The following is a 19,267-nucleotide window of genomic DNA, read 5'->3' as shown; positions in this document are numbered from 1 at the left end:
CACGGTGCTCGAGCTGGGACGGAGCCGCCCGGGCCCCGCAGGCCGGGGCGGGCCGGCGCTGCTCAGCGGGCCGGGTCAGGCCTTGGAGAGCGCCTGCAGGACGGTCTTGGCGGCCTCGGTGGCGCCGTCACCTGCGTCCTTGGCCGACAGCGGGTCGCCGCCGTCGGAGCCGGAGTAGTGGATCGTGACCAGGACGTTCGCCAGCCGCACGTTGGTGATCGCCTCGCCGGACCCCTGGCCCTTGTCGACGCTGTAGACCAGGTAGCCCTCGTCGCCGACGCCCTGCAGGTCGCTCTTCTGGGTCAGTTCCTGGCCGGCGAGCAGCGCCTTGCCGGACTCGTCGGCGCTGCGCTCGGCGGAGATCGTGCTCTGCGCGACGGCGGTCGGGGTCTGCGAGGCGGTCCCGGCGATCGCGCGCAGCTCGACGGTGAGCTGCCGCTTGTTGTCGCCCGCGTACGCGCCCCAGACGCAGCCGTTCTGCTGCTCGTTGTTCTGGTAGTTGTCGGCCGGGTTCTGCTCGGCGCCGGGGGCGAGCCGGTTGATCAGGTCGCCGCCGACGACGGAGCAGGAGTCGGGCACCTCGGTGCGCTCGCCGCTCGCGGTCGGGGAGCTGTCGGTGGCGCCGCTGCCCACGGCCTGGCCGGTGCCGTGCTCGGAGCCGCCGCCGACCCCGTGCAGGAGCACGAACACGGCGAGGGCGCAGGCCGCCACGGCGCCGCCCGCGGCCAGCAGGATCGCGCCGCGCCGGCCGCCGCGGCGCTCGCGGGCGACCCGGTGGCTGCCGGTGCTCGTCCGGTAGCCGCCGCTGCCCGCCCGGTGGCCGCCGCTGCCGGACGGGTAGCCCCCGCTTTCCGTCGCGTAGCCGCCGCTGCCGGACGCGTAGCCGCCGGTGTCCGAGCGCCGGCCGCCGGGCTCGGAGCGGTGGTCGCCGCTGCCGAACCGGTAGTCGCCGCTGTCGGATTCGTACCGGTCCCGCCGGGAGTAGCCGCCGCTGTCGGCCGGGTAGTTGCCGCTGCCCGCCCCGGTCTCGTAGCTGCCGCCCGTCCGGTAGTCGCCGATCGGGTAGCTCCCGCTCTCGGACGGGTACCCGCCGGACGGGTAGCGGCCGCTTCCGGACGGGTACGCGCCGCCCCCGGTCGAGTACCGTCCGCTTTCGGACGGCGAACCGCCACCCTGGCCGGGGTAGCCGCCGCTCTCGGTGGGGTAGCCGCCGCTCGAGGTGTAGCCGCTCGCCGGGTAGCGGCCGCTGTCGCCGCCCTGCGCCGGGTACCCGCCGGTGGAGTAACCGCCCGTCGGGTAGCCGCCCGTCGAGTACTGGCCGGTCGAATACTGGCCGGTGGGGTAGCCGCCCGTGGAGTAGCCGCCGGACGACCGTCCTCCGCCTTCGGACGAGGGCGTGCCGGGCGCGGTGGGGTAGCCGCCGGAGCCGCTCTCATAGCCCCCGGCGCTCGCCTGGTGGCCGCCCGTGCCCGAGGCACGGCGGCCGTCCTGTCCCGGGTACGGCCCGTACTCGCCGTCCCCCGTGCGGTCCTCGCCGCTGCGATGGCTGCCACTCACCGGATCCCACTCCTGCTGTGAGGAAATCTCTGATATGTCGTGAAGGTGAGGTTCGTTCCGGCAAAGAGTACGACATCTCACAGCAAAGTGGTCCGGGAGCACTTACCGAATTCGGGGAAGATCTCTGATCCTTCTCAGACCAGGTCGGCGGGCAGGTCGCGCCAGCGATCACCTACCCCTTCGATCCTTACTACGCGCGACTCGCCCGGCTCGTCCCCCCGCGAAATGATCACTTCGAGCCGGTCGTCGGCGAGGCCCTCCGCGAGCCCTTCTCCCCATTCCACGATCGTCACCGATTCCGCCAGCGAGGCGTCCAGATCGAGATCGTCCAGCTCGGCGGAGCCGCCCAGCCGGTAGGCGTCCACGTGCACCAGCGCCGGCCCGCCCGCCAGCGACGGATGCACCCGCGCGATCACGAACGTCGGCGAGGTGATCGGGCCGCGGACCTTCAGGCCCTCCCCGATCCCCTGCGCCAGCGTCGTCTTGCCCGCGCCGAGCGGCCCCGTCATCACCAGCAGGTCCCCGGCCCGCAGCAGCCCGGCCAGCCGGACCCCCAGCTCCCGCATGTCCCGGTCGGTCGGGACGGTCACCACCATGCCGCTCACACTGCCACGCCGTTCACGCCGTGCGCTCCTCCTCGTCCTCACCGAAGCCGGGACGGACGCGCTCGACGAGCCGCCGCAGCCCGCCGGTCACCACGCCCGGGTACTCCAGCGGCAGCACGTGCCCGGCCTCCTCCACCTCCACCAGCTCGGCGTCCGGCAGCGCGGCCGCGATGCGGCGGCCGTGCTCCGGCGGGGTCAGCCGGTCCCGGCCGCCCACCAGCACCAGCGCCGGCACCCGGCCCAGCGTCTCCAGCGCGTCCAGCTTGTCGTGCACCATCAGCGCCGGATAGAACTCCGCGATCACGTCGATCGGCGTCGCCCTGATCATCTGCTCCAGGAAGTCCACCACCGTCGGGCTGACGTGCTTGTCGGCGAACGCCATCCGCCTGGTCACGACGAACGCCAGGTCGGCGCCCAGCCCCCGCGCCCGGTCCACCAGGTCGGCGCGCCGCCCGAGGCCCCGCAGCGTCCGCGGCGCCAGCGGCCGGACGACCTTCGCCAGCAGCATCGGCAGCCCCAGCGTCATCTCCGCCAGGTCGCCGCAGGAGGTGTTCACCAGCGCGACGCCGACGACCCGCGGGCCGAACAGCTCCGGATGCGCGTCCGCCAGCGCCATGATCGACATGCCGCCCATCGAGTGCCCGGCGAGGATCACCGGCCCCCGCGGCGCCGCCGCCTCCAGCACCGCGTACAGGTCCTCGCCGGTCTGCTCGATCGTCGCGCTCGCCGGGTCGCTGCGCCCCGACCGGCCGTGGCTGCGCTGGTCCCAGAACACCGTCCGCAGCCGTCCGCGCAGGTCGCGGCGCTGGTAGTGCCACGAGTCGCGGTTCAGGCAGTAGCCGTGGCAGAACACGACCGTGAGCCCGGCGTCGTCCGGGCCGTCCACCTCGGCGTGCAGCTCCAGGCCGTCGGAGGCGCGGACGGCCAGCTCCCGGCCGCGCAGCTCGCCGAACGGCTCGCCCGCGTCCGGGTCGGGACGCAGCCGCACCCGGCCGACCGCGAGGCGCCGCAGCCCCACCGCCGCGCCCACCCCGGCCGCGCCGACGCCCGCGACGACCCCGGCGACGCCGATCCGCCGCCTGCTCCTAGCGTCCACGCTCACGCCCCCTTGCCGCCCCTGGTCCGTCCCCGGTACGTCCTCGGCACCCGGGACCCGATGCGGGTGACGATCTCATACGAGATCGTGCCGAGCGCCTCCGCCCACTCCTGCGCGGTCGGCTCGCCCCGGTCGCCCGGCCCGAACAGCACGATCTCCTCCCCCGGCGCCAGCTCGTCGTCGCCGAGGTCGATGACGAACTGGTCCATGCAGACCCGTCCGGCGATCGTCCGGCGGCGGCCCGCCGCGAGGACCTCCAGCACGTTCGACCCGTGCCGCGGGATGCCGTCCCCGTACCCGGCGGGCACCACCGCGAGGTTCGTCTCCCGCGCGGTGAAGTAGGTGTAACCGTAGGACACGCCGCTGCCCGCCGGAACCCGCTTGACCAGCGCCGCGTCCGCGACCAGCGTCATCGCGGGCCGCAGCCCGAAGGTGCCGAGGGACGGCACCGGCGTGAGCCCGTAGGTCGCGATGCCCGGCCGGACGACGTCGAAGCGCGCCTCCGGCAGCGTCAGCGCGGCCGCCGAGTTCGCCAGATGCCGGACCTCCAGCCGCGCGCCCGCCTTCTCCGCGTGCTCCACCATCTCGGTGAACGCCCCGATCTGGGTGCCGATCGACGGATGACCCGGCTCGTCCGCGCAGGCGAAGTGCGACATCACGCCCACCACCCGCAGGTGCCCGGCCGCCTCCGCCTTCAGCGCCGCGTCCACCAGGTCGTGCCAGTCCTGCCCGCGCGCGCCACCCCGCGTCATGCCCGTGTCGGCCTTCAGATGCACCCGCGCCGGGCGCCCCGCCTCCTCCGCCGCCCGGACCAGCTCGTCCACCAGCCACGGCGCGCCCACGGTGAGGTCGACGCCGCGCGCCACGGCCTGCTCGAACGGCTCGCCCGGCACGGCCAGGCACACCAGCGTCCGGACGTCCACGCCCGCGTCCCGCAGCGCCAGCGCCTCCGCGAGCTTCGCCACGCCCAGCCATGTCGCGCCGCCGGCCAGCGCCGCGCGCCCCGCCTCCACCAGGCCGTGCCCGTACGCCTCGGCCTTCACCATCGCCATCACCTCGGCGCCGCCCGCGCGCTCGCGCAGCAGCCCGACGTTCGCGGCAATGGCGTCCAGATCGACGCGCGCCTCCGCAGGAACCCTCATGGTTACCCAGTGTGCCGTTCCCGGCGCCATGCCCGAAGCATCCCGGGCGGGCCCCGTCCCCCGGAGGGCCCACCCCCGTGCGCCCTTTGCCCGATTTGACGCACCTCGCCCGCACCCGGTTCAACGCGGAGGCGGGGTTCAGAGGCTCCGGAAGGCGTCGGGGAGGGCGGTGATGACGTCGTAGGCGCTGATGGGGGCCTCGGCAACGGACGGGTGGGGCGCGGAGGCGAGGCGGGCGGCGAGGCCGTGCAGGTAGGCGCCGGAGGCGGCGGCGTCCAGGGCGGGCATGCCCCCGGCGAGCAGCGCGCCGATCAGGCCGGACAGGACGTCGCCGGTGCCGGCGGTGGCGAGCCGGGGGGTGCCGGTCGGGTTCACCCGGACGGGGCGGTCCTGTTCGGCGACCAGCGTCGTCGAGCCCTTGAGCAGGACCGTCGCGGACAGTTCGGCGGCGGCGCGGCGGACGTGCTCCAGCCGGCGGGCCTCGATGTCCTCGCGGGGGACGCCGAGGAGGCGGGACAGCTCGCCGGCGTGCGGGGTGAGGACGGTCGGCGCGGGCCGCAGCAGCAGGCCGCGGCGGCGGGCGAGGACGGTGAGGCCGTCGGCGTCGACGAGGACGGGCAGGTCGGTGGCCAGGACGGCGGCCAGCAGCGACTCGGCGGCGTCGCCGGTGCCGAGGCCGGGGCCGGCGACCCAGGCCTGGACGCGCCCGACGCGTTCGAGGACCTTCGGGTCGTGCGGGCCGGGCTCGAGCACGGTGGTGACGACCTCGGGCCAGCGCTGCCGGACGAGTTCGACGGGGTGCGCCACGGAGGCGAAGCGGACCATCCCGGCGCCGCCGTGCACGGCGCCGCCGGTGCTGAGGACGGCCGCGCCGGTGTACTCGTCGCCGCCGGCGAGGATGCCGACGACGCCGCGCCGGTACTTGTCGGACTCGGGGCCGGGTTCGGGCGGGCGGACGTCGGCGGGCCGGGCGGCGACCACGTCGGGGTCGGGGAGGTCGTCGCCGAGGCCGATGTCGACGAGTTCGACCACGCCGCAGCGGGCCGCGCCGGGGTCGATGAGCAGGCCGGGCTTGTGGGTGCCGAAGGTGACGGTGATGTCGGCGTGGACGGCCTCGCCCTCGACGCGCCCGGTGCCGGCGTCGACGCCGCTCGGGACGTCGCAGGCGACGACGGTGCCGGTCGCCGCGGACGCGAGGGCGGCGAGGCGGGCGTGCGGGTCGCGCAGGGCGCCGGTGCCGCCGATGCCGGTGAGGCCGTCGACGATGAGGTCGGCGCCGGCGACGGCGTCCGCGGGGTCGCCGCCGAGGAGGCGGCCGCCGGCGGCGCGCAGCGCGGCGAGCCCGCCCTCGTGGATCTTGGAGCCGGCCTGGACGGCCCGGACGCGCGCGCCGCGGCGGGCCAGCCGGGCGCCGGCGTACAGGGCGTCGCCGCCGTTGTCGCCGCCGCCGACCAGCAGGACGACGCGGGCCCCGTAGACGGCGGGCAGGACGCGGGCGCAGACCGAGGCGAGCCCGGCGGCGGCGCGCTGCATCAGGGCGCCGTCGGGCAGCCGCGCCATGAGCGCTTGCTCTGCCGCCCTGACCTTGCCGACCTCGTGCGCGTACCTCATCCGCTGCTCCCCCTGCGCGCCGTCCCGACGATCACATGACTTAGCCTGCCACGCCCCGCCCTCCCGTAACCGGCCGGAGCCGTTGTCCAATCCGCGCCGCAATGGCGCGGACCGTCCGGGCCCGGTTCATGGTGCGCTGTACGAAAGGTGAGTTACCGTGTGATTTCACGGGAGTTGCAGTGCGGCGCGAGCGCGGAAAAACCCGTAAAATGATCAGCCAACGTGCAGCGCCGGACGGTCCCGATGCGACACACTGCGACGGGGCCGCTCCCCGGACGAGAAGGGGGTCGGAAACGGTGGTCGCGTCTCGCGGTGCGTCCGGGGACATGAGTCCGTTCCGTGGCCCGACCGTCCGGCAGCGCCGGCTCGCCGCCGAACTCCGGCGGCTCAGGGAACAGAAGGGACTCACCGGAGACGATGTCGCCGAGCGGCTGGCCTGGTCGACCGCCAAGGTGAGCCGGCTGGAGAACGCGCGTACCGGCGCGAAGATCGACGACATCCATGCGCTCATCGACCTCTACGCCATCCCCGAATCCCACCGATCCGAGCTGATCGCCCTTGCACACGATGCTGCCGAAAAGGGCTGGTGGGAGGGGTACCGGGAGCTTCCCGGCGGCTACTCCGCACTGATCGCACTGGAAGACGAAGCGAACAAGATCACGCAATGGGAGACCTACATCGTGCCGGGCCTCCTGCAAACCGAGGCGTACGCGCGCGCGACGATCTCCGGGCTGCATCTTTTCGACACCGTCCCGCCGCGGGAGATCGACCGCAGGGTCGAGGTGCGGATGCGTCGCCAGGGAATCCTGCACAGAGCAGAACCTGTCGAATACACCGTCCTGCTGGACGAGTCCGTGCTGCAGCGCCTCGTCGGCGACCCCGCGGTGATGCGAGCCCAGCTCGACCATCTCCGCGCGATCGCCGAATTGCCGAATGTGACTCTGCGCATCATGCGGCTGGGGGTCGCCCATCCTCTCATGGAGGCGTCCTTCCAGTTGCTGGAGTTCGACCCGGTTCACGACGTCGTCTTTCCGGACATCGTTCACACGGAAAGTCTCACGGTCAGCCAGCTCATCGACGAGAAGATCACGCACATGTATCGGCTCGCCTTCGAGGGAATGGCACGGGTCGCACTCGGCAGCGCCGAGTCCGTCGAATTGATCGCGCGAGCACGAGCCGTCTGGCGTTGACACCGCCTGGTGCGGTGCATAAACCAGGAAAGGCCAACGCGTGTCCTCGTTCGAAATGAGCAGCGAAACCATCGCATCCGCGGCCGGCGCGACCGGCTGGCGCAAGAGCGCCCGCTGCGCGGGCAACGGCGCCTGCGTGGAGGTCGGGAGCCTGCGCGGCGGCGCGGTCGCCGCGCGCGACGCCTACGACGGCGACACCGGCCCCGTGCTGAGGTTCTCCGCCGCCGAGTGGCGGGCGTTCGCGGCCGCCGCGAAGGCCGGCCGGTTCGACCTGGCCCGCTGACCGGGGTTCCGGGAGAAGATCGAGGGCCCGCGTCGGCGTACGCCGGGGCGGGCCGTCTCCGTGCCGTCCGAGCCGCCCGCGTCCCCCCGCCGCCGCCCGTGCCGGCACCGCTGATCATCGGCATTTCGAGCGAATCTTGTTACCTTGTTCTTGGCATCGGCAGCGCCGCCGTGAGCAGAATGCGTCTCCGATTCGGGAGCCAGGATGAGTTTCCATGCCACGCCGTCCCCCCGCTGGAGGAAGAGCACCCGTTGCGGGGCGAACAGCACGTGCGTCGAAGTGGCGGGACGAGACGATGGAATCGTCTCCGTACGGGACGGTGCGACCGACGATTCGCGCCTGGACTTCGCCCCGCGAGAATGGCGCCGGTTCGTCGCGGCCGTCCGACAGGGAGCCTTCGACTTGCACTGAAACTTGCATTTACTGAGATTCTCATTTCGGCCGGGAAATCGCCGCGCGCCCCCGTGCCCGGGAGGCGCCCCGGCGGCACGAGGAAAAGGGCGGAGGAGGCGCTCGCCTCCCCCGCCCTGCCGGCGGCGGCTACTCGACCGTGACGGATTTGGCGAGGTTGCGGGGCTGGTCCACGTCGTGGCCCTTCGCGGTCGCCAGCTCGCAGGCGAACACCTGCAGCGGCACGGTCGTCACGAGCGGCTGCAGCAGCGTCGGGACGGCCGGGACGCCGATCAGCGTGTCCGCGTACGGCTCCACCGACGCGTCGCCCTCCTCCGCGATCACGATGGTGCGGGCACCGCGCGCGCGGATCTCCTGGATGTTCGAGACGATCTTGTCGTGCAGGACGTCCCGCGCGCGCGGCGGGACCACCACCACGACCGGCAGGCCCTTCTCGATCAGCGCGATCGGGCCGTGCTTCAGCTCGCCCGCCGCGAACCCCTCGGCGTGCATGTACGCCAGCTCCTTGAGCTTCAGCGCGCCCTCCAGCGCCACCGGGAAGCCCACGTGCCGGCCGAGGAACAGCACGCACCGCTCGTCCGCCAGGGAGCGGGCCAGCTCGCGGACCGGCTCCATCGTCTCCAGGACCTTGTCGACCTTCTCCGGCATCCGCTCCAGCAGCTGCACCATCGCGAACACCTCGTCGCCCCACTTGGTGCCGCGCACCTGCGCGATGTAGAGCGCGATCAGGTACACCGCGACGAGCTGGGTCAGGAACGCCTTGGTCGAGGCGACCGCGATCTCCGGGCCGGCGTGCGTGTAGAGCACGCCGTCGCACTCGCGCGGCAGCGTCGAGCCGTTGACGTTGCAGATGCCGAGCAGCTTGGCGCGCTGCTCGCGGGCGTGCCGGACGGCCATCAGCGCGTCCATCGTCTCCCCGGACTGGGAGATCGCGATGACCAGCGTCGTCGGCGACAGGATCGAGTCCCGGTAGCGGAACTCGCTGGCCAGCTCCACCTCGCAGGGCAGCCCCGCCCAGTGCTCGATCGCGTACTTGGCGATCAGCCCGGCATGGTAGGAGGTGCCGCACGCCACGATGATGATCTTGTCGACCTCGCGGAGCTCCCGGTCCGAGATGCGCATCTCGTCCAGGTGCAGCCGGCCGTCCGCGCCGATCCGGCCGAGCAGCGTGTCGGCGACCGCCCGCGGCTGCTCGGCGATCTCCTTGAGCATGAAGTAGTCGTAGCCGCCCTTCTCCGCGGCCGACACGTCCCAGTCGACGTGGTACTCGGTCACCTCGGCGGGCCGGCCCTCGAAGTCGGTGACCGTCACCCCGCCCGACCGCAGCTCGACGATCTGGTCCTGGCCCAGCTCGATCGCGTCCCGGGTGTGCTCGATGAACGCCGCGACGTCGCTGGCGAGGAAGTTCTCGCCCTTCCCGACCCCGACCACCAGCGGCGAGTTGCGGCGCGCCCCGACCACCAGGTCGTCGTCGCCGGCGTGCACCGCGACCAGCGTGAACGCGCCCTCCAGCCGGCGGCACACCCGGCGCATCGCCTCCGCCAGGCCGTCCCGGGCGTTGCCGTCCACCGCCGCGAGCTCGTCCTCCAGCAGGTGCGCGACGGCCTCGGTGTCGGTGTCGGACTTCAGCTTGTGGCCGGCCTCCTCCAGCTCGGCGCGCAGCTCGGCGAAGTTCTCGATGATCCCGTTGTGGATCACCGCGACGGAGCCGGTGCAGTCGGTGTGCGGGTGCGCGTTCCGGTCGTTCGGCGGCCCGTGGGTCGCCCAGCGGGTGTGCCCCATGCCGAGCGTCCCGGCGGGCGGCGGCTCCTCCGCGAGCGCCTCCCGCAGGTTCACGAGCTTGCCCGCGCGCTTCGCCGTCCCCAGCCGCCCGTCGGCCAGCACGGCCACCCCGGCCGAGTCGTAGCCGCGGTACTCCAGCCTGGCCAGCCCGTCGACCACGACGTCGAGGGCGGGCCGGCCGCCTACGTACCCCACGATTCCGCACATGGCGGCAACTCTATTCGGTGTCCCTGGCCGGACCTACCTGCAAGCGACGTAGACGGGTGACGCTAGGTTGGACGCCCGGTGAAAACCCGGAGACCGGCCTGAACGAACGATTACCGTTCAGCCCATGACGAGCGGATGGGACAGCGTGCCGACCCCTTACGTGGAACTCTCCCGCGAGGCCTGGCGGGCCCTGCGCGAGAACACCCCGCTGCCCCTCACCCCCGGTGAGCTGGACGCCCTGCGCGGCCTGCGGGACCCGATCGACATCACCGAGGTCGAGGAGGTCTACCTGCCGCTGTCCCGGCTGCTGAACCTGTTCTTCCAGTCCGACGGGCGGCTGCGCGACACCGTCAGCGGGTTCCTCGGCGGCGAGGTCGCCCCCACCCCGTTCATCATCGGCGTGGCCGGCAGCGTGGCGGTCGGCAAGTCCACCACGTCGCGGCTGCTGCGCACCCTGCTGGCCCGCTGGCCGGACCATCCGAGCGTGGAGCTCGTCACGACCGACAGTTTCCTGTATCCGAACGCGATCCTTAACGAGCGCGGGATCATGGAAAGGAAGGGCTTCCCCGAGTCCTACGACCGCCGCTCGCTGGTCCGGTTCGTCTCGTCGATCAAGGCGGGGGCCGAGTCGGCGGAGATCCCGGTCTACTCGCACCTGGAGTACGACATCGTCCCGGACGCGACGCAGACCGTCCGGCGGCCCGACATCCTGATCGTCGAGGGGCTGAACGTGCTGCAGGCCCCGCCGCCCGGCACCCTCGGCGTGTCCGACTTCTTCGACTTCTCCATCTACGTGGACGCCCGGGTCGAGGACATCATGCAGTGGTACGTCGAGCGGCTGTTCGCGCTGCGCCGCACCGCGTTCACCGACCCGCGCTCCTACTTCCACAGGTACGCCCACGAGCTGGACGAGGACGAGACCGCCGCGTTCGCCAAGCGGGTCTGGCGGGACGTCAACGAGATCAACCTCGTGTCCAACATCCTGCCGACCCGCGCCCGCGCCACCCTCGTCCTGCACAAGGACCGCGACCACGCCGTCCAGCGCGTCCGGCTACGCCGGATCTGACACCGCGAGATCCGGTGGTGCGGCGTCCGGCGCGGGCGGCGCGGGCGGCGCCGCGACGGCCAGCGCGAGCCGGACGGCCTGCGCCTCCTGGAACCGCGTGATCCGCCAGACGACCAGCGCGGCCATCAGGGCCGCCGGGATCCCGAGCGCCCAGTCGACCACCCGCAGGGTGATCTCTTGGTGGATGTGCCCGGGCGTCCCCGTGGGGTCCCCGTCGCCCAGCCGGCCGACCAGGGCCCAGACGACGAACGCCGCCCACCACACGTTGACCGGCCAGGGCGGCTTGCCGTGCGGCGCGCTGGCGCGCCATACCGACGCGACGACGTTGCGCGGGATCCAGAAGTTCAGCACGGGGACGAACCAGCCGGCGATCACCCACGGCCGGCCCCAGCCCTCCGGCTCCTCGATGACCTCGGCGGCCGTGCGCGCGCGCCACAGCCAGACGATCACGGCGATCCCGGTGAGGACGGTCAGCACCAGCTGCGCGGTGGAGCCGGCCACCAGGCCGTTGCGCAGGTCGGCGGTCCGCGAGGTGAGGCCCTCGCCGCCGAGCAGCGCGTTCGTCCGCAGGCCGAGCCCGGCGAGGGCGAGCATCACCAGCGCGTTCGTGCCGAGGCCGGCGATCGCCACGAGCGCCGCGGCGCGCGGCGGCTTGAGGACCTCTGTCGGAGTGGTGTACACGCTCACCTCGGTTCGTGGATCGGCCTACCCGAACGTCTTCGGCAACGGGCCGCTGCCGAACCTCGTCGGCGGCTGGGCCGGGCTGGTGGTGGCCCCGCCGCCTGAGTCCCCGGGCAGGGCGCGTCATGACGTCTGAGGCGCGAAGATCTACTTCTGCGGCGGGGTGGGGAGGGTGTCGAGCCAGCGGATGAGGCGGGTGCCCTCGCCGGTCATGATCTCGGGGTCGCGCAGGGCGTTGGCCAGGAGCGACATGCCCTGGTAGGCGGCGACGAGGGTGACCGCGAGGCGTTCGGCGTCGGGCAGGCCCAGCAGGCGGAACTGGCGCTCGGCCCAGTCGAGCAGCCGCCGGATCACCCGGCCGGCCTCGACGTCGAGGACGCCGTCGCCGCGCTTGTCCAGCTCGGCGGCCAGGGTGCCGGTGGGGCAGCCGTAGCGGGCGGCGACGTCGCGTCCGCCCATCCAGGCCTCGACGAGGCCCTTCAGGCGGTCGCGCGGGTCGGGCAGCCGGTCGAGCCGGGCGGTGAGCTCGTCCAGGTGGGCGGTGTGCTCGCCGAGGGCCGCCTGGACCAGCTCGTCCTTGGTCTTGAAGTAGTAGTAGACGTTCCCGACGGGGACGCCGGCCGCGCGGGCGATGTCGGCGAGGGTGGTGCGCTCGACGCCCTGCTCGTGCAGCACCTTGGCGGCGGCGGCCGTCAGCCTACGGCGCTTGTCCGCCCCGCGGGCCCGCGGACGGGTCACTGAGTCGGTCACCCGACTCACTATAGACAACCGGTACCGGGTCCGTGCTACGGTCCTTCTCAGTCAGTCAGCTAACTAACTGGGGAGAGCGACATGATCGTGGTCACCGGCGCCACCGGGAACGTCGGACGCGCCCTGGTGCGCATCCTGGCCGCGGGCGAGACCGTGACGGCCGTGTCCCGCCGCATCACGCCCGCGGACGTCCCGGCGGGCGTGCGGGCCGTCCCCGCCGACCTCGCCGAACCCGCGAGCCTGCGCCCCGCCCTGACCGGCGCGGACGCGCTGTTCCTCCTGGTCGCCGGGGAGGACCCCGACGGTCTGCTCGCCCAGGCCCGGGCCGCCGGCGTCCGCAAGGTCGTCCTGCTGTCCTCCCAGGGCGTCGGGACACGGCCGGAGTCCTACCGGCACCCGGCGCTGTTCGAGGAGGCCGTCGCCGGCGGCGGGCTCGACTGGACGGTGCTGCGGTCCGGCGGGATGGCGTCCAACGCCTTCGCGTGGGCCGAGCCCGTGCGGGCGCACCGGACCGCCGCCGCGCCCTTCGGCGACGTCGGCCTGCCCTTCGTCGACCCCGACGACGTCGCCGCGGCGGCCGCCGCCGTCCTCCGGCAGGACGGCCACAAGGGCCGCACCTACGTCCTCACCGGGCCCGAACCGACCACCCCGCGCGCGCGTGCGGCCGCCATCGCCGACGCGATCGGCGAACCCGTCCGGTTCGTCGAGCAGACCCGCGAGGAGGCGCGCGCCCAGATGGCGCGGTTCATGCCGGCGCCCGTCGTGGAGGGGACCCTCGCGATCCTCGGCGACCCCACGCCGGACGAGCAGCGCGTCAGCCCCGACCTGCGGGCGCTCCTCGGCCGGCCCGCCGCCCCCTTCGCCGCTTGGGCGCGGCGCAACGCCGCCGCGTTCCGCTGACCCCGCCCCGCTCCTACTCGGCGCTGGCGATGGTCAGCGAGCGCAGCCGGAACGCCGCCAGGAACGCGGCGCCCACCGTCACGGCCACGAGCAGCGGGATCGCGACACCGAGGTCCACCGACGAACTGACCGGCGACGCGGGGGTGAGCGCGTCGGTGACCGACAGCGCCCACTGCTGGATCGACGCCGACTTGGCGCCCGGCGCGAAGCTGCCGAGCAGCGTCTCCCACACCAGCGCGTACAGCAGTCCGATCGTGACCGCGTTGCGGCTCAGCACCGCCAGCGCCACGAACACCGCGCTGTAGGCGACGCCGCCGACCAGCACGCCGACGGTGAAGGCGGGCACCAGCTGCGCGGTCGTCCCGGTCAGCAGCAGTCCCGCCAGCAGGGTCGGAACGACCGAGAAGCCCGCGACCAGCACGATCGCGACCGCCAGCTTCGTCAGCACGATCACCTGCCGCGGGATCGGCTTGGTCAGCACGTACATGATCTGGCCGTCGTCGATCTCCGGGCCGATCACGCCGGTGCCGGCGATCAGCGCGAGCAGCGGCAGCAGGGTCGCCAGGCCGAACTGCTGCAGCACGTCCGCCGAGATGTCCAGGTCGTCGTTGCCGGTCCAGCGCAGCACGACCGCCAGGACGATCAGCAGCGCCGGCAGGGCGAGCAGGAGCAGCGCGCGCCGCCGGCCGAGCATCGCCCGGAAGGTGATCATCGCAATGGTCGCGTTCATCGGAGCATCACCGGGCCACCAGGTAGGAGAAGACGCTTTCGAGGGACTCGTCGGCCGGGGAGACCTCCCACAGCCGGACGCCGGCGTCCCGCGACACCTGCGGGAGCAGCCAGGTGAAGCGCTGGAAGTCGACGGCCTCGACGCGCAGCCCCTTGTCGGTGAGCTGGACGCTGCGGGCCGAGCCGTCGGCGATGACGGCGGCGGCGAGGCCCCGGTCGTCGGACGAGCGGACGAGGAAGATGTGCGGCCGGTCGGTCATCAGCCGGCGGATCTTGCGGAAGTCGCCGGACGCGGCGTGCCGGCCCGCCACGATCACCTCGATGTGCCCGGCGAGCCGCTCGACCTCCTCCAGGATGTGCGAGGAGAACAGGATCGTGCGGCCCTCCTCCGCCATCCGGGTGATCAGGTCCATCAGCTGGAGGCGCTGGCGCGGGTCCATCCCGTTGAACGGCTCGTCCAGCAGCAGGACGGGCGGGTCGTGCACGAGCGCGGACGCCATCTTGATCCGCTGCTTCATGCCCTTGGAGTAGGTGCCGATCGTCCGGCCCGCCGCGTACGCCATCTCGACCCGGCCGATGGCCTGGCGGGCGGCGGCCCCGGGGTCGGGCAGCTTGTGCAGCTTCGCCATGGCCAGCACGAACTGCTCGCCGGTCAGGAAGTCGTAGGCGCTCTCGCGCTCGGGCACGAGCCCGAGCCGCCGGTAGATGCCGGGGTTCTGCCAGATCGGCTCGCCGTCCAGGGTGATCGTCCCGGACGAGGGGGCGAGGAACCCGCCCATCATGTGGATGAGCGTGGACTTCCCGGCGCCGTTCGGGCCGAGGAGCCCGGTGACGCCCGGTCCGATCGTCATCGACACGCCGTTGACGGCGACGACGTTGCCGTACCAGCGCGACACCTTCTCCAGCCTGATCTCGCTCAAGACCTGCTCCTTCGAGGGGGGACGACCCCCCACGCCCCCCGGTTCGCTCCGCTCATGACAGGCCCGCCTTCCGGAACCGGCGGTACACGACCGCGATGGAGCCGGCGACGATCAGCGCGCACAATGCGAGGGCGACGAAGCCGCTGAACGTGCCGGACGGCACGTCCACCGCGGACTTCGCCTGCCCGAGCAGCCGCACCTGCACGATGTCGACCAGGTTGAAAGGGGCGAGGAGCCCGATCCAGCCGGCCAGGGTGAAGTTGGTCTGGTGCTCGGCGATGCCCTGGATGATCAGCGTGAACGTGCTGGTGATCATGTACACGGCGATGACGGCGGCGACGCCGAGCCCGCGGCGCGGGGTGAACGCGGCGACCACCGTCCCGATCGCGGCGAGCACCAGCGCGAACAGCACGCAGCCGGCGAGACCCGCGAGGTAGTGCAGGAACTGGTGCCAGGAGTCCGGGACCTTCGTCACGAGACCGCCGATGTACAGCACCGTCACGGGCACCGCCATCAGCGCGAACAGCGCGGTGGCGAGCGCGCCGAGCTTCGCCAGCACGAAGTCGAGGTGGCCGACCGGGCGGGAGAAGTACAGCGGGACGGTGTGGAAGCGGATCTCCCGGGACGCCAGCACCGGCGCCTGCGTGGCCAGGAAGATCGCGATGATGACCTGGAGGGTGACCGCGTAGGAGGAGTAGCGCATCAGCGCCTCGGGCCGCTTGGCGACCGCGACGACCGCGACCGACCCGGCGGCCGGCAGCAGCATGATGGCGGCGAGCAGGAACGGCATCACCTTCGCGCGGGCGGGCCGTCCGAGGCCGAAGGCGGCGCGCAGGTTGTGCACGTACAGCGACCGCATCACGTACGCGCGGCCGCTGCGGCGGCCCTCGTAGTGGCGGTAGCCGATGTCGTGGATGGTGCTGGTGCTCATCGCGGGCCTCCCTGCGGCGCGCCGGGCGGCGACGGGACGGGCGGCCCGGCGGGGGGCGGCACGCCGGGCGGGCCGGACGGCGCCGCTCCGGGTGGGCCCGGCGGTGGCGGGGCCCCGGGCGGGCTAGGCTGGCCGGGTGGGACGGTCTGGGCCGGGGCGGTCTGGAAGACCTCTTCGATGTGGTGGCGGCGCTGCTCCATCCGGATCAGCCGCAGCCCGAGGTCGGCGACGCCGTCCCGGACGAGGTCGTAGGTCGTCTCCCCGGCGACGTCGATGACCAGGAACCGGCCCTCCGGGTGCACGGACACGCCCTGGTCGTACAGGTGCTGCCCGAGCCGGTCACGGCCCTCGTCCACCTCGACGGTGAGCACGCCGCTCTCGGCGGTGTAGGCCTCGACGGCCTGGGAGCGCAGCAGCTTCCCGCCGTCGATGATGACCACGTGGTCGCAGACCCGTTCCAGCTCGCCGAGCAGGTGCGAGGTGACCAGCACGCTGATGCCGAACTCGGCGCCGATGCGCCGGATCAGGTCGAGCATCTCGTCTCGCCCGGCCGGGTCGAGGCCGTTGGTGGGCTCGTCCAGGAAGACCAGCTTCGGGTCGTGCACGAGGGCCTGCGCCAGCTTCACCCGCTGCCGCATGCCGGTCGAGTAGCCGCCGATGGGGCGGTAGCGCTCCTCGTACAGCCCGACGTGGCGCAGCGTGTCGGCGGCGCGCTCGCGCGCGGCGGTCGGCGGCAGCCCGCACATCCGCGCCATGTGCACGACGAACTCGGTCGCGGACACGTCCGGCGGGAGGCACTCGTACTCGGGCATGAACCCGACGCTCTCCCGGATCCGGACGCCCTCGCGGGCGATGTCCATGCCCAGCACGGTCGCGGTGCCGGCGGACGGGGGCTGCAGGCCGAGCAGGATCTTGATCAGCGTCGACTTGCCGGCGCCGTTGGCGCCGACCAGCCCGACGACGCCGGGCTCGACGGCCACCGTCAGGTCGTCCAGGGCGGTCACCCGGGGGAACCTCATCGTCAGGCCCTGGGTGGCGATAATCGGCATGTCCCCGAACCTAGCGGCTGGGCGGTGCCGCGGCGTCACCCTTGGGTGGTAGGGGGATGGGCCTTAAGTCGACTGTTTCGCGGCCGATCGGCCCCTCTGCCGGAGGACGGCGTTCCACACGGCCCGCTGGACGAACAGCGTCACCGTCCCCGCGATGATCATCCCGGCGAGGTTGACGGCGAGCTGCTCCAGCGACCCGGTGATCTCCGAGCCGTGCCGCAGCGCCATCGCGACCGCGAGGTTGCCCGCGGCCGGGACGGTGGTGACCGAGATGAAGACGCCGACCAGCGCCGAGGACTTCCCGGCCGTCAGCGACAGCACCCCGGCGGCGCCGGCGAGCAGCGCGACGATGAACGACCAGCGGTCCGGGCTGTAGATGAACGCGGTCAGCGGCCGGCTCGCGGGCAGCCGGTCGGTCTCGATGACCCCGATCCACTTGCTGACCAGCGCGCACACGTAGGTGATGGCGATCGCGCAGACGAACCCGACGAGCAGCGCGCGGACCGCCTGCCAGATCCGCCCCGGCTGCCGCCGGAAGATCCCGTAGCAGATCGCCGCGATCGCGGCGAACTCCGGCCCGAGCACCATCGCGCCGACGACCAGGACCGGCGAGTCGATCAGCGCGGCGATCCCGGCCAGCTGCGTCGCCAGCGCGAGGAACGCGATGAACGACCAGGTCAGGATGGTGCCCTCGGTGACCTGCCGGTCGAACTCGTCCCACACGACGGCGTCGTCGCCGTGGCCGGGCGCGCGCCGCTCGGCCCGCTCGGCGACCGCCGACATCGACAGGTCGATCTTCTCCATCGCGATGGAGCCGTCCTTGTCGATGCCGAACCGGCGCAGCGCGTCGAGGACCTCGTTGGCCGACTCGCGGGCCACGTCGATCTGGACCAGGTCGCCGCGCGGGCTGCGCGCGGCTCCGGGGAGGACGACGACGTTCGTGGCGCCCGCGCAGTCCGCCAGCGCCGCGCAGACGGCGTCGGTGCGGTCCGGCGGGACGATCGCTCTGAGGTGCAGCACCCGCCACATGCTGCCGCAAAAGCCCGCTGAACGTGGCGCCGGGGCGAGTCCGTACGATTTGATCGTTTATTTACCCGCATGTGGGTGAAAGACGACAGAAAACTCCAGGTGGTGAGGGCATGACGCGGCGCAACGGGCTGCGGTGGGGACACGCGCCCCGACGGGAACGGCGCCGGACGGCCGTCGCGGCGGCGGCGCTCGCGCTCACGGTCCCGCTCGCGGCGTCCGGCTGCAAGACGGACGCGGGCGCGACCGGGTCGGACGGGGCGTCCGGCGGGGGCGGGTCGGGGCCGTCCCGCAATGACGGACATGCGGTCAGCCCCCTCGACAACCCCGAGGGCACCAAGCCGGGCCTCGCCGCCATCACCTCCGACGGCGACCGGGCCAAGGCCCGCGCGCTCATCGGCAAGGTCGCCACCAAGGGACGCGGCCCCAAGACCGGCTACGACCGCGACGAGTTCGGCTACGCGTGGATGGACAGCGCGCCCGGCGTGCCGTTCGCCCGCAACGGCTGCGACACCCGCAACGACCTGCTGAAACGCGACGGGGAGGACGTGAAGTACCGGCCCGGGTCCGACTGCGTCATCGTCTCCCTCACGCTCGACGACCCGTACTCCGGCAAGACCATCCACTGGACGAAGTCGCACGCGACCGCCATCCAGATCGACCACGTCATGCCGCTGTCGTACGACTGGCAGATGGGCGCGTCGCGGTGGACGAAGGGCAAGCGCGAGTCGATCGCCAACGACCCGCTGAACCTCATCCCGGTGGACGGCCCGCTGAACGGCGCCAAGAGCGACTCGGGGCCGGCGTCGTGGCTGCCGCCGAACAAGCGCGTCCGCTGCTCCTACAGCGTCCGCATCGCGCAGGTGTCGCTGAAGTACGACCTGCCGGTGACCTCCGCGGACAAGCAGAAGATGCTCGAGCTGTGCGGCGGCTGACGGCGGCCCGCCCGAATATGCTCATCGGATGAGCAACGAACCCGACGACAGGCCGGACGCCCAGAGCCCCGAAGCGGCGGAGGACACCGGCGCCGCCGAGCGGCCCCGCGTGCGCACCGAGCGCGGCGTCGGCGCCCGCGCGACCGGCGCCGAGGTGACCGGCGCGTCCGCCACCGGCCTCACCCTGCGCCTCGGCAACGGCCTCGGCTCCCTCGCCATCGGCTCCATGGCGCTCGGCGCGATCGCCATCGGTGCCGTCGCGATCGGCAAGCTCGTGGTGAAGCGGGCGATCATCGACCATCTGGAGGCGGGCACCGTCGAGATCAGGCACCTCAAGGTCGGCCGCCTGGAGATCGACGAGCCCTGATCCGGGCCCGCCCTGCCCGGCCCGCCCGC

Annotated in this window: 21 protein-coding genes; 8 read left to right on the top strand and 13 right to left on the bottom strand. The window is 73.0% G+C overall.

The annotated features are described in order from the left end of the window. Positions 1 to 75 precede the first annotated feature (75 nt). The 5 genes from F8568_RS50605 to F8568_RS25640 all read right to left on the bottom strand — a co-directional run bounded on the left by F8568_RS50605 (position 76) and on the right by F8568_RS25640 (position 6,011). On the bottom strand, positions 76 to 1,557 hold the full coding sequence (locus F8568_RS50605; RefSeq protein WP_151596255.1) for a hypothetical protein: 1,482 nt from the start codon (positions 1,555 to 1,557) through the stop codon (positions 76 to 78). Between the two features lie 134 nt (positions 1,558 to 1,691). Continuing rightward, positions 1,692 to 2,153, bottom strand: coding sequence for a tRNA (adenosine(37)-N6)-threonylcarbamoyltransferase complex ATPase subunit type 1 TsaE (tsaE, locus tag F8568_RS25655; protein WP_151596254.1), 462 nt, complete (start codon positions 2,151 to 2,153; stop codon positions 1,692 to 1,694). Between the two features lie 22 nt (positions 2,154 to 2,175). Continuing rightward, positions 2,176 to 3,264, bottom strand: a complete 1,089-nt coding sequence (locus F8568_RS25650; RefSeq protein ID WP_328601005.1) for an alpha/beta fold hydrolase — start codon at positions 3,262 to 3,264, stop codon at positions 2,176 to 2,178. Beyond that, positions 3,261 to 4,400: an alanine racemase gene (gene alr, locus F8568_RS25645; protein WP_151596253.1), complete on the bottom strand. Its 1,140-nt coding sequence runs from the start codon at positions 4,398 to 4,400 to the stop codon at positions 3,261 to 3,263. Before alr ends, F8568_RS25650 begins: the two co-directional genes overlap by 4 nt. A gap of 138 nt (positions 4,401 to 4,538) precedes the next feature. Further along, complete coding sequence (locus F8568_RS25640) at positions 4,539 to 6,011, bottom strand: NAD(P)H-hydrate dehydratase (protein WP_151596252.1); 1,473 nt, start codon at positions 6,009 to 6,011, stop codon at positions 4,539 to 4,541. A 326-nt stretch (positions 6,012 to 6,337) separates the two neighbouring features. Between F8568_RS25640 and F8568_RS25635 the strand changes: the two genes are divergently transcribed. The 3 genes from F8568_RS25635 (at position 6,338) to F8568_RS25625 (ending at position 7,895) form a co-directional block, all read left to right on the top strand. Next, the gene (locus tag F8568_RS25635) at positions 6,338 to 7,201 is read left to right on the top strand and encodes a helix-turn-helix domain-containing protein (protein ID WP_151596251.1); all 864 of its coding nucleotides are present in this window, start codon (positions 6,338 to 6,340) and stop codon (positions 7,199 to 7,201) included. A gap of 55 nt (positions 7,202 to 7,256) precedes the next feature. After that, a complete protein-coding gene (locus F8568_RS25630) occupies positions 7,257 to 7,484 on the top strand; it encodes a DUF397 domain-containing protein (RefSeq protein ID WP_151596250.1) in 228 nt (75 codons plus the stop codon). A gap of 204 nt (positions 7,485 to 7,688) precedes the next feature. Then, positions 7,689 to 7,895, top strand: coding sequence for a DUF397 domain-containing protein (locus F8568_RS25625; RefSeq protein WP_151596249.1), 207 nt, complete (start codon positions 7,689 to 7,691; stop codon positions 7,893 to 7,895). A gap of 129 nt (positions 7,896 to 8,024) precedes the next feature. On the opposite strand, the gene glmS is transcribed toward F8568_RS25625, so the two are convergent. Next, on the bottom strand, positions 8,025 to 9,884 hold the full coding sequence (glmS, locus tag F8568_RS25620; RefSeq protein ID WP_151596248.1) for a glutamine--fructose-6-phosphate transaminase (isomerizing): 1,860 nt from the start codon (positions 9,882 to 9,884) through the stop codon (positions 8,025 to 8,027). Positions 9,885 to 10,008: 124 nt separating this feature from the next. On the opposite strand from glmS, the gene coaA reads away from it, so the two are divergent. Next, positions 10,009 to 10,950 carry a type I pantothenate kinase gene (coaA, locus tag F8568_RS25615; RefSeq protein WP_151596247.1) on the top strand — a complete coding sequence of 314 codons (942 nt, stop codon included), beginning with the start codon at positions 10,009 to 10,011 and terminating at the stop codon, positions 10,948 to 10,950. On the opposite strand, the gene F8568_RS25610 is transcribed toward coaA, so the two are convergent. After that, entirely contained in the window at positions 10,936 to 11,631 is a 696-nt protein-coding gene (locus F8568_RS25610) for a DUF4328 domain-containing protein (RefSeq protein WP_151596246.1), read from the bottom strand. The genes coaA and F8568_RS25610 overlap by 15 nt on opposite strands. Between F8568_RS25610 and F8568_RS25605 the strand changes: the two genes are divergently transcribed. Beyond that, positions 11,621 to 11,767, top strand: a complete 147-nt coding sequence (locus F8568_RS25605; protein WP_160573758.1) for a hypothetical protein — start codon at positions 11,621 to 11,623, stop codon at positions 11,765 to 11,767. The two genes, F8568_RS25610 and F8568_RS25605, sit on opposite strands and share 11 nt — an antisense overlap. An 11-nt stretch (positions 11,768 to 11,778) precedes the next feature. Here the strand turns inward: F8568_RS25605 and F8568_RS25600 are convergent, their stop codons facing one another. Continuing rightward, the gene (locus F8568_RS25600; protein WP_151596245.1) at positions 11,779 to 12,381 is read right to left on the bottom strand and encodes a TetR/AcrR family transcriptional regulator; all 603 of its coding nucleotides are present in this window, start codon (positions 12,379 to 12,381) and stop codon (positions 11,779 to 11,781) included. Positions 12,382 to 12,462: 81 nt separating this feature from the next. Between F8568_RS25600 and F8568_RS25595 the strand changes: the two genes are divergently transcribed. Further along, positions 12,463 to 13,281, top strand: coding sequence for an SDR family oxidoreductase (locus F8568_RS25595; RefSeq protein ID WP_151596244.1), 819 nt, complete (start codon positions 12,463 to 12,465; stop codon positions 13,279 to 13,281). A gap of 13 nt (positions 13,282 to 13,294) precedes the next feature. Here F8568_RS25595 and F8568_RS25590 read toward each other — a convergent pair whose 3' ends face one another. The 5 genes from F8568_RS25590 to F8568_RS25570 all read right to left on the bottom strand — a co-directional run bounded on the left by F8568_RS25590 (position 13,295) and on the right by F8568_RS25570 (position 17,930). Beyond that, the gene (locus tag F8568_RS25590) at positions 13,295 to 14,011 is read right to left on the bottom strand and encodes an ABC transporter permease (protein WP_151596243.1); all 717 of its coding nucleotides are present in this window, start codon (positions 14,009 to 14,011) and stop codon (positions 13,295 to 13,297) included. Between the two features lie 7 nt (positions 14,012 to 14,018). Then, a complete protein-coding gene (locus F8568_RS25585) occupies positions 14,019 to 14,930 on the bottom strand; it encodes an ABC transporter ATP-binding protein (RefSeq protein WP_151596242.1) in 912 nt (303 codons plus the stop codon). A gap of 52 nt (positions 14,931 to 14,982) precedes the next feature. Next, positions 14,983 to 15,861: an ABC transporter permease gene (locus tag F8568_RS25580; RefSeq protein ID WP_151596241.1), complete on the bottom strand. Its 879-nt coding sequence runs from the start codon at positions 15,859 to 15,861 to the stop codon at positions 14,983 to 14,985. Beyond that, complete coding sequence (locus F8568_RS25575; protein WP_151596240.1) at positions 15,858 to 16,910, bottom strand: ABC transporter ATP-binding protein; 1,053 nt, start codon at positions 16,908 to 16,910, stop codon at positions 15,858 to 15,860. Before F8568_RS25575 ends, F8568_RS25580 begins: the two co-directional genes overlap by 4 nt. 63 nt (positions 16,911 to 16,973) lie before the next feature. Beyond that, positions 16,974 to 17,930: a DUF389 domain-containing protein gene (locus F8568_RS25570; RefSeq protein WP_151596239.1), complete on the bottom strand. Its 957-nt coding sequence runs from the start codon at positions 17,928 to 17,930 to the stop codon at positions 16,974 to 16,976. 119 nt (positions 17,931 to 18,049) lie between these two features. Between F8568_RS25570 and F8568_RS25565 the strand changes: the two genes are divergently transcribed. Continuing rightward, the gene (locus tag F8568_RS25565) at positions 18,050 to 18,871 is read left to right on the top strand and encodes an HNH endonuclease family protein (protein ID WP_151596238.1); all 822 of its coding nucleotides are present in this window, start codon (positions 18,050 to 18,052) and stop codon (positions 18,869 to 18,871) included. Positions 18,872 to 18,899: 28 nt separating this feature from the next. After that, complete coding sequence (locus F8568_RS25560; protein ID WP_151596237.1) at positions 18,900 to 19,238, top strand: hypothetical protein; 339 nt, start codon at positions 18,900 to 18,902, stop codon at positions 19,236 to 19,238. Positions 19,239 to 19,267 lie beyond the last annotated feature (29 nt).

Origin of the sequence: Actinomadura physcomitrii, assembly GCF_008923205.2 — a bacterium.
Taxonomy (GTDB): Bacteria; Actinomycetota; Actinomycetes; order Streptosporangiales; family Streptosporangiaceae; genus Spirillospora; species Spirillospora physcomitrii.
Note: the sequence above shows the minus strand (reverse complement) of the source record. Positions and strands in the feature narration are given on the sequence as shown.

Coding starts and splice junctions, on each gene's coding strand:
- coaA (WP_151596247.1), top strand. CDS start 10,009: ATGACGAGCGGATGGGACAGCGTGCCGACCCCTTACGTGGAACTCTCC.
- glmS (WP_151596248.1), bottom strand. CDS start 9,884: ATGTGCGGAATCGTGGGGTACGTAGGCGGCCGGCCCGCCCTCGACGTC.
- alr (WP_151596253.1), bottom strand. CDS start 4,400: ATGAGGGTTCCTGCGGAGGCGCGCGTCGATCTGGACGCCATTGCCGCG.
- F8568_RS25575 (WP_151596240.1), bottom strand. CDS start 16,910: ATGCCGATTATCGCCACCCAGGGCCTGACGATGAGGTTCCCCCGGGTG.
- F8568_RS25560 (WP_151596237.1), top strand. CDS start 18,900: ATGAGCAACGAACCCGACGACAGGCCGGACGCCCAGAGCCCCGAAGCG.
- F8568_RS25565 (WP_151596238.1), top strand. CDS start 18,050: ATGACGCGGCGCAACGGGCTGCGGTGGGGACACGCGCCCCGACGGGAA.
- F8568_RS25595 (WP_151596244.1), top strand. CDS start 12,463: ATGATCGTGGTCACCGGCGCCACCGGGAACGTCGGACGCGCCCTGGTG.
- F8568_RS25625 (WP_151596249.1), top strand. CDS start 7,689: ATGAGTTTCCATGCCACGCCGTCCCCCCGCTGGAGGAAGAGCACCCGT.
- tsaE (WP_151596254.1), bottom strand. CDS start 2,153: ATGGTGGTGACCGTCCCGACCGACCGGGACATGCGGGAGCTGGGGGTC.
- F8568_RS25580 (WP_151596241.1), bottom strand. CDS start 15,861: ATGAGCACCAGCACCATCCACGACATCGGCTACCGCCACTACGAGGGC.
- F8568_RS25640 (WP_151596252.1), bottom strand. CDS start 6,011: ATGAGGTACGCGCACGAGGTCGGCAAGGTCAGGGCGGCAGAGCAAGCG.
- F8568_RS25590 (WP_151596243.1), bottom strand. CDS start 14,011: ATGAACGCGACCATTGCGATGATCACCTTCCGGGCGATGCTCGGCCGG.
- F8568_RS25630 (WP_151596250.1), top strand. CDS start 7,257: ATGAGCAGCGAAACCATCGCATCCGCGGCCGGCGCGACCGGCTGGCGC.
- F8568_RS25635 (WP_151596251.1), top strand. CDS start 6,338: ATGAGTCCGTTCCGTGGCCCGACCGTCCGGCAGCGCCGGCTCGCCGCC.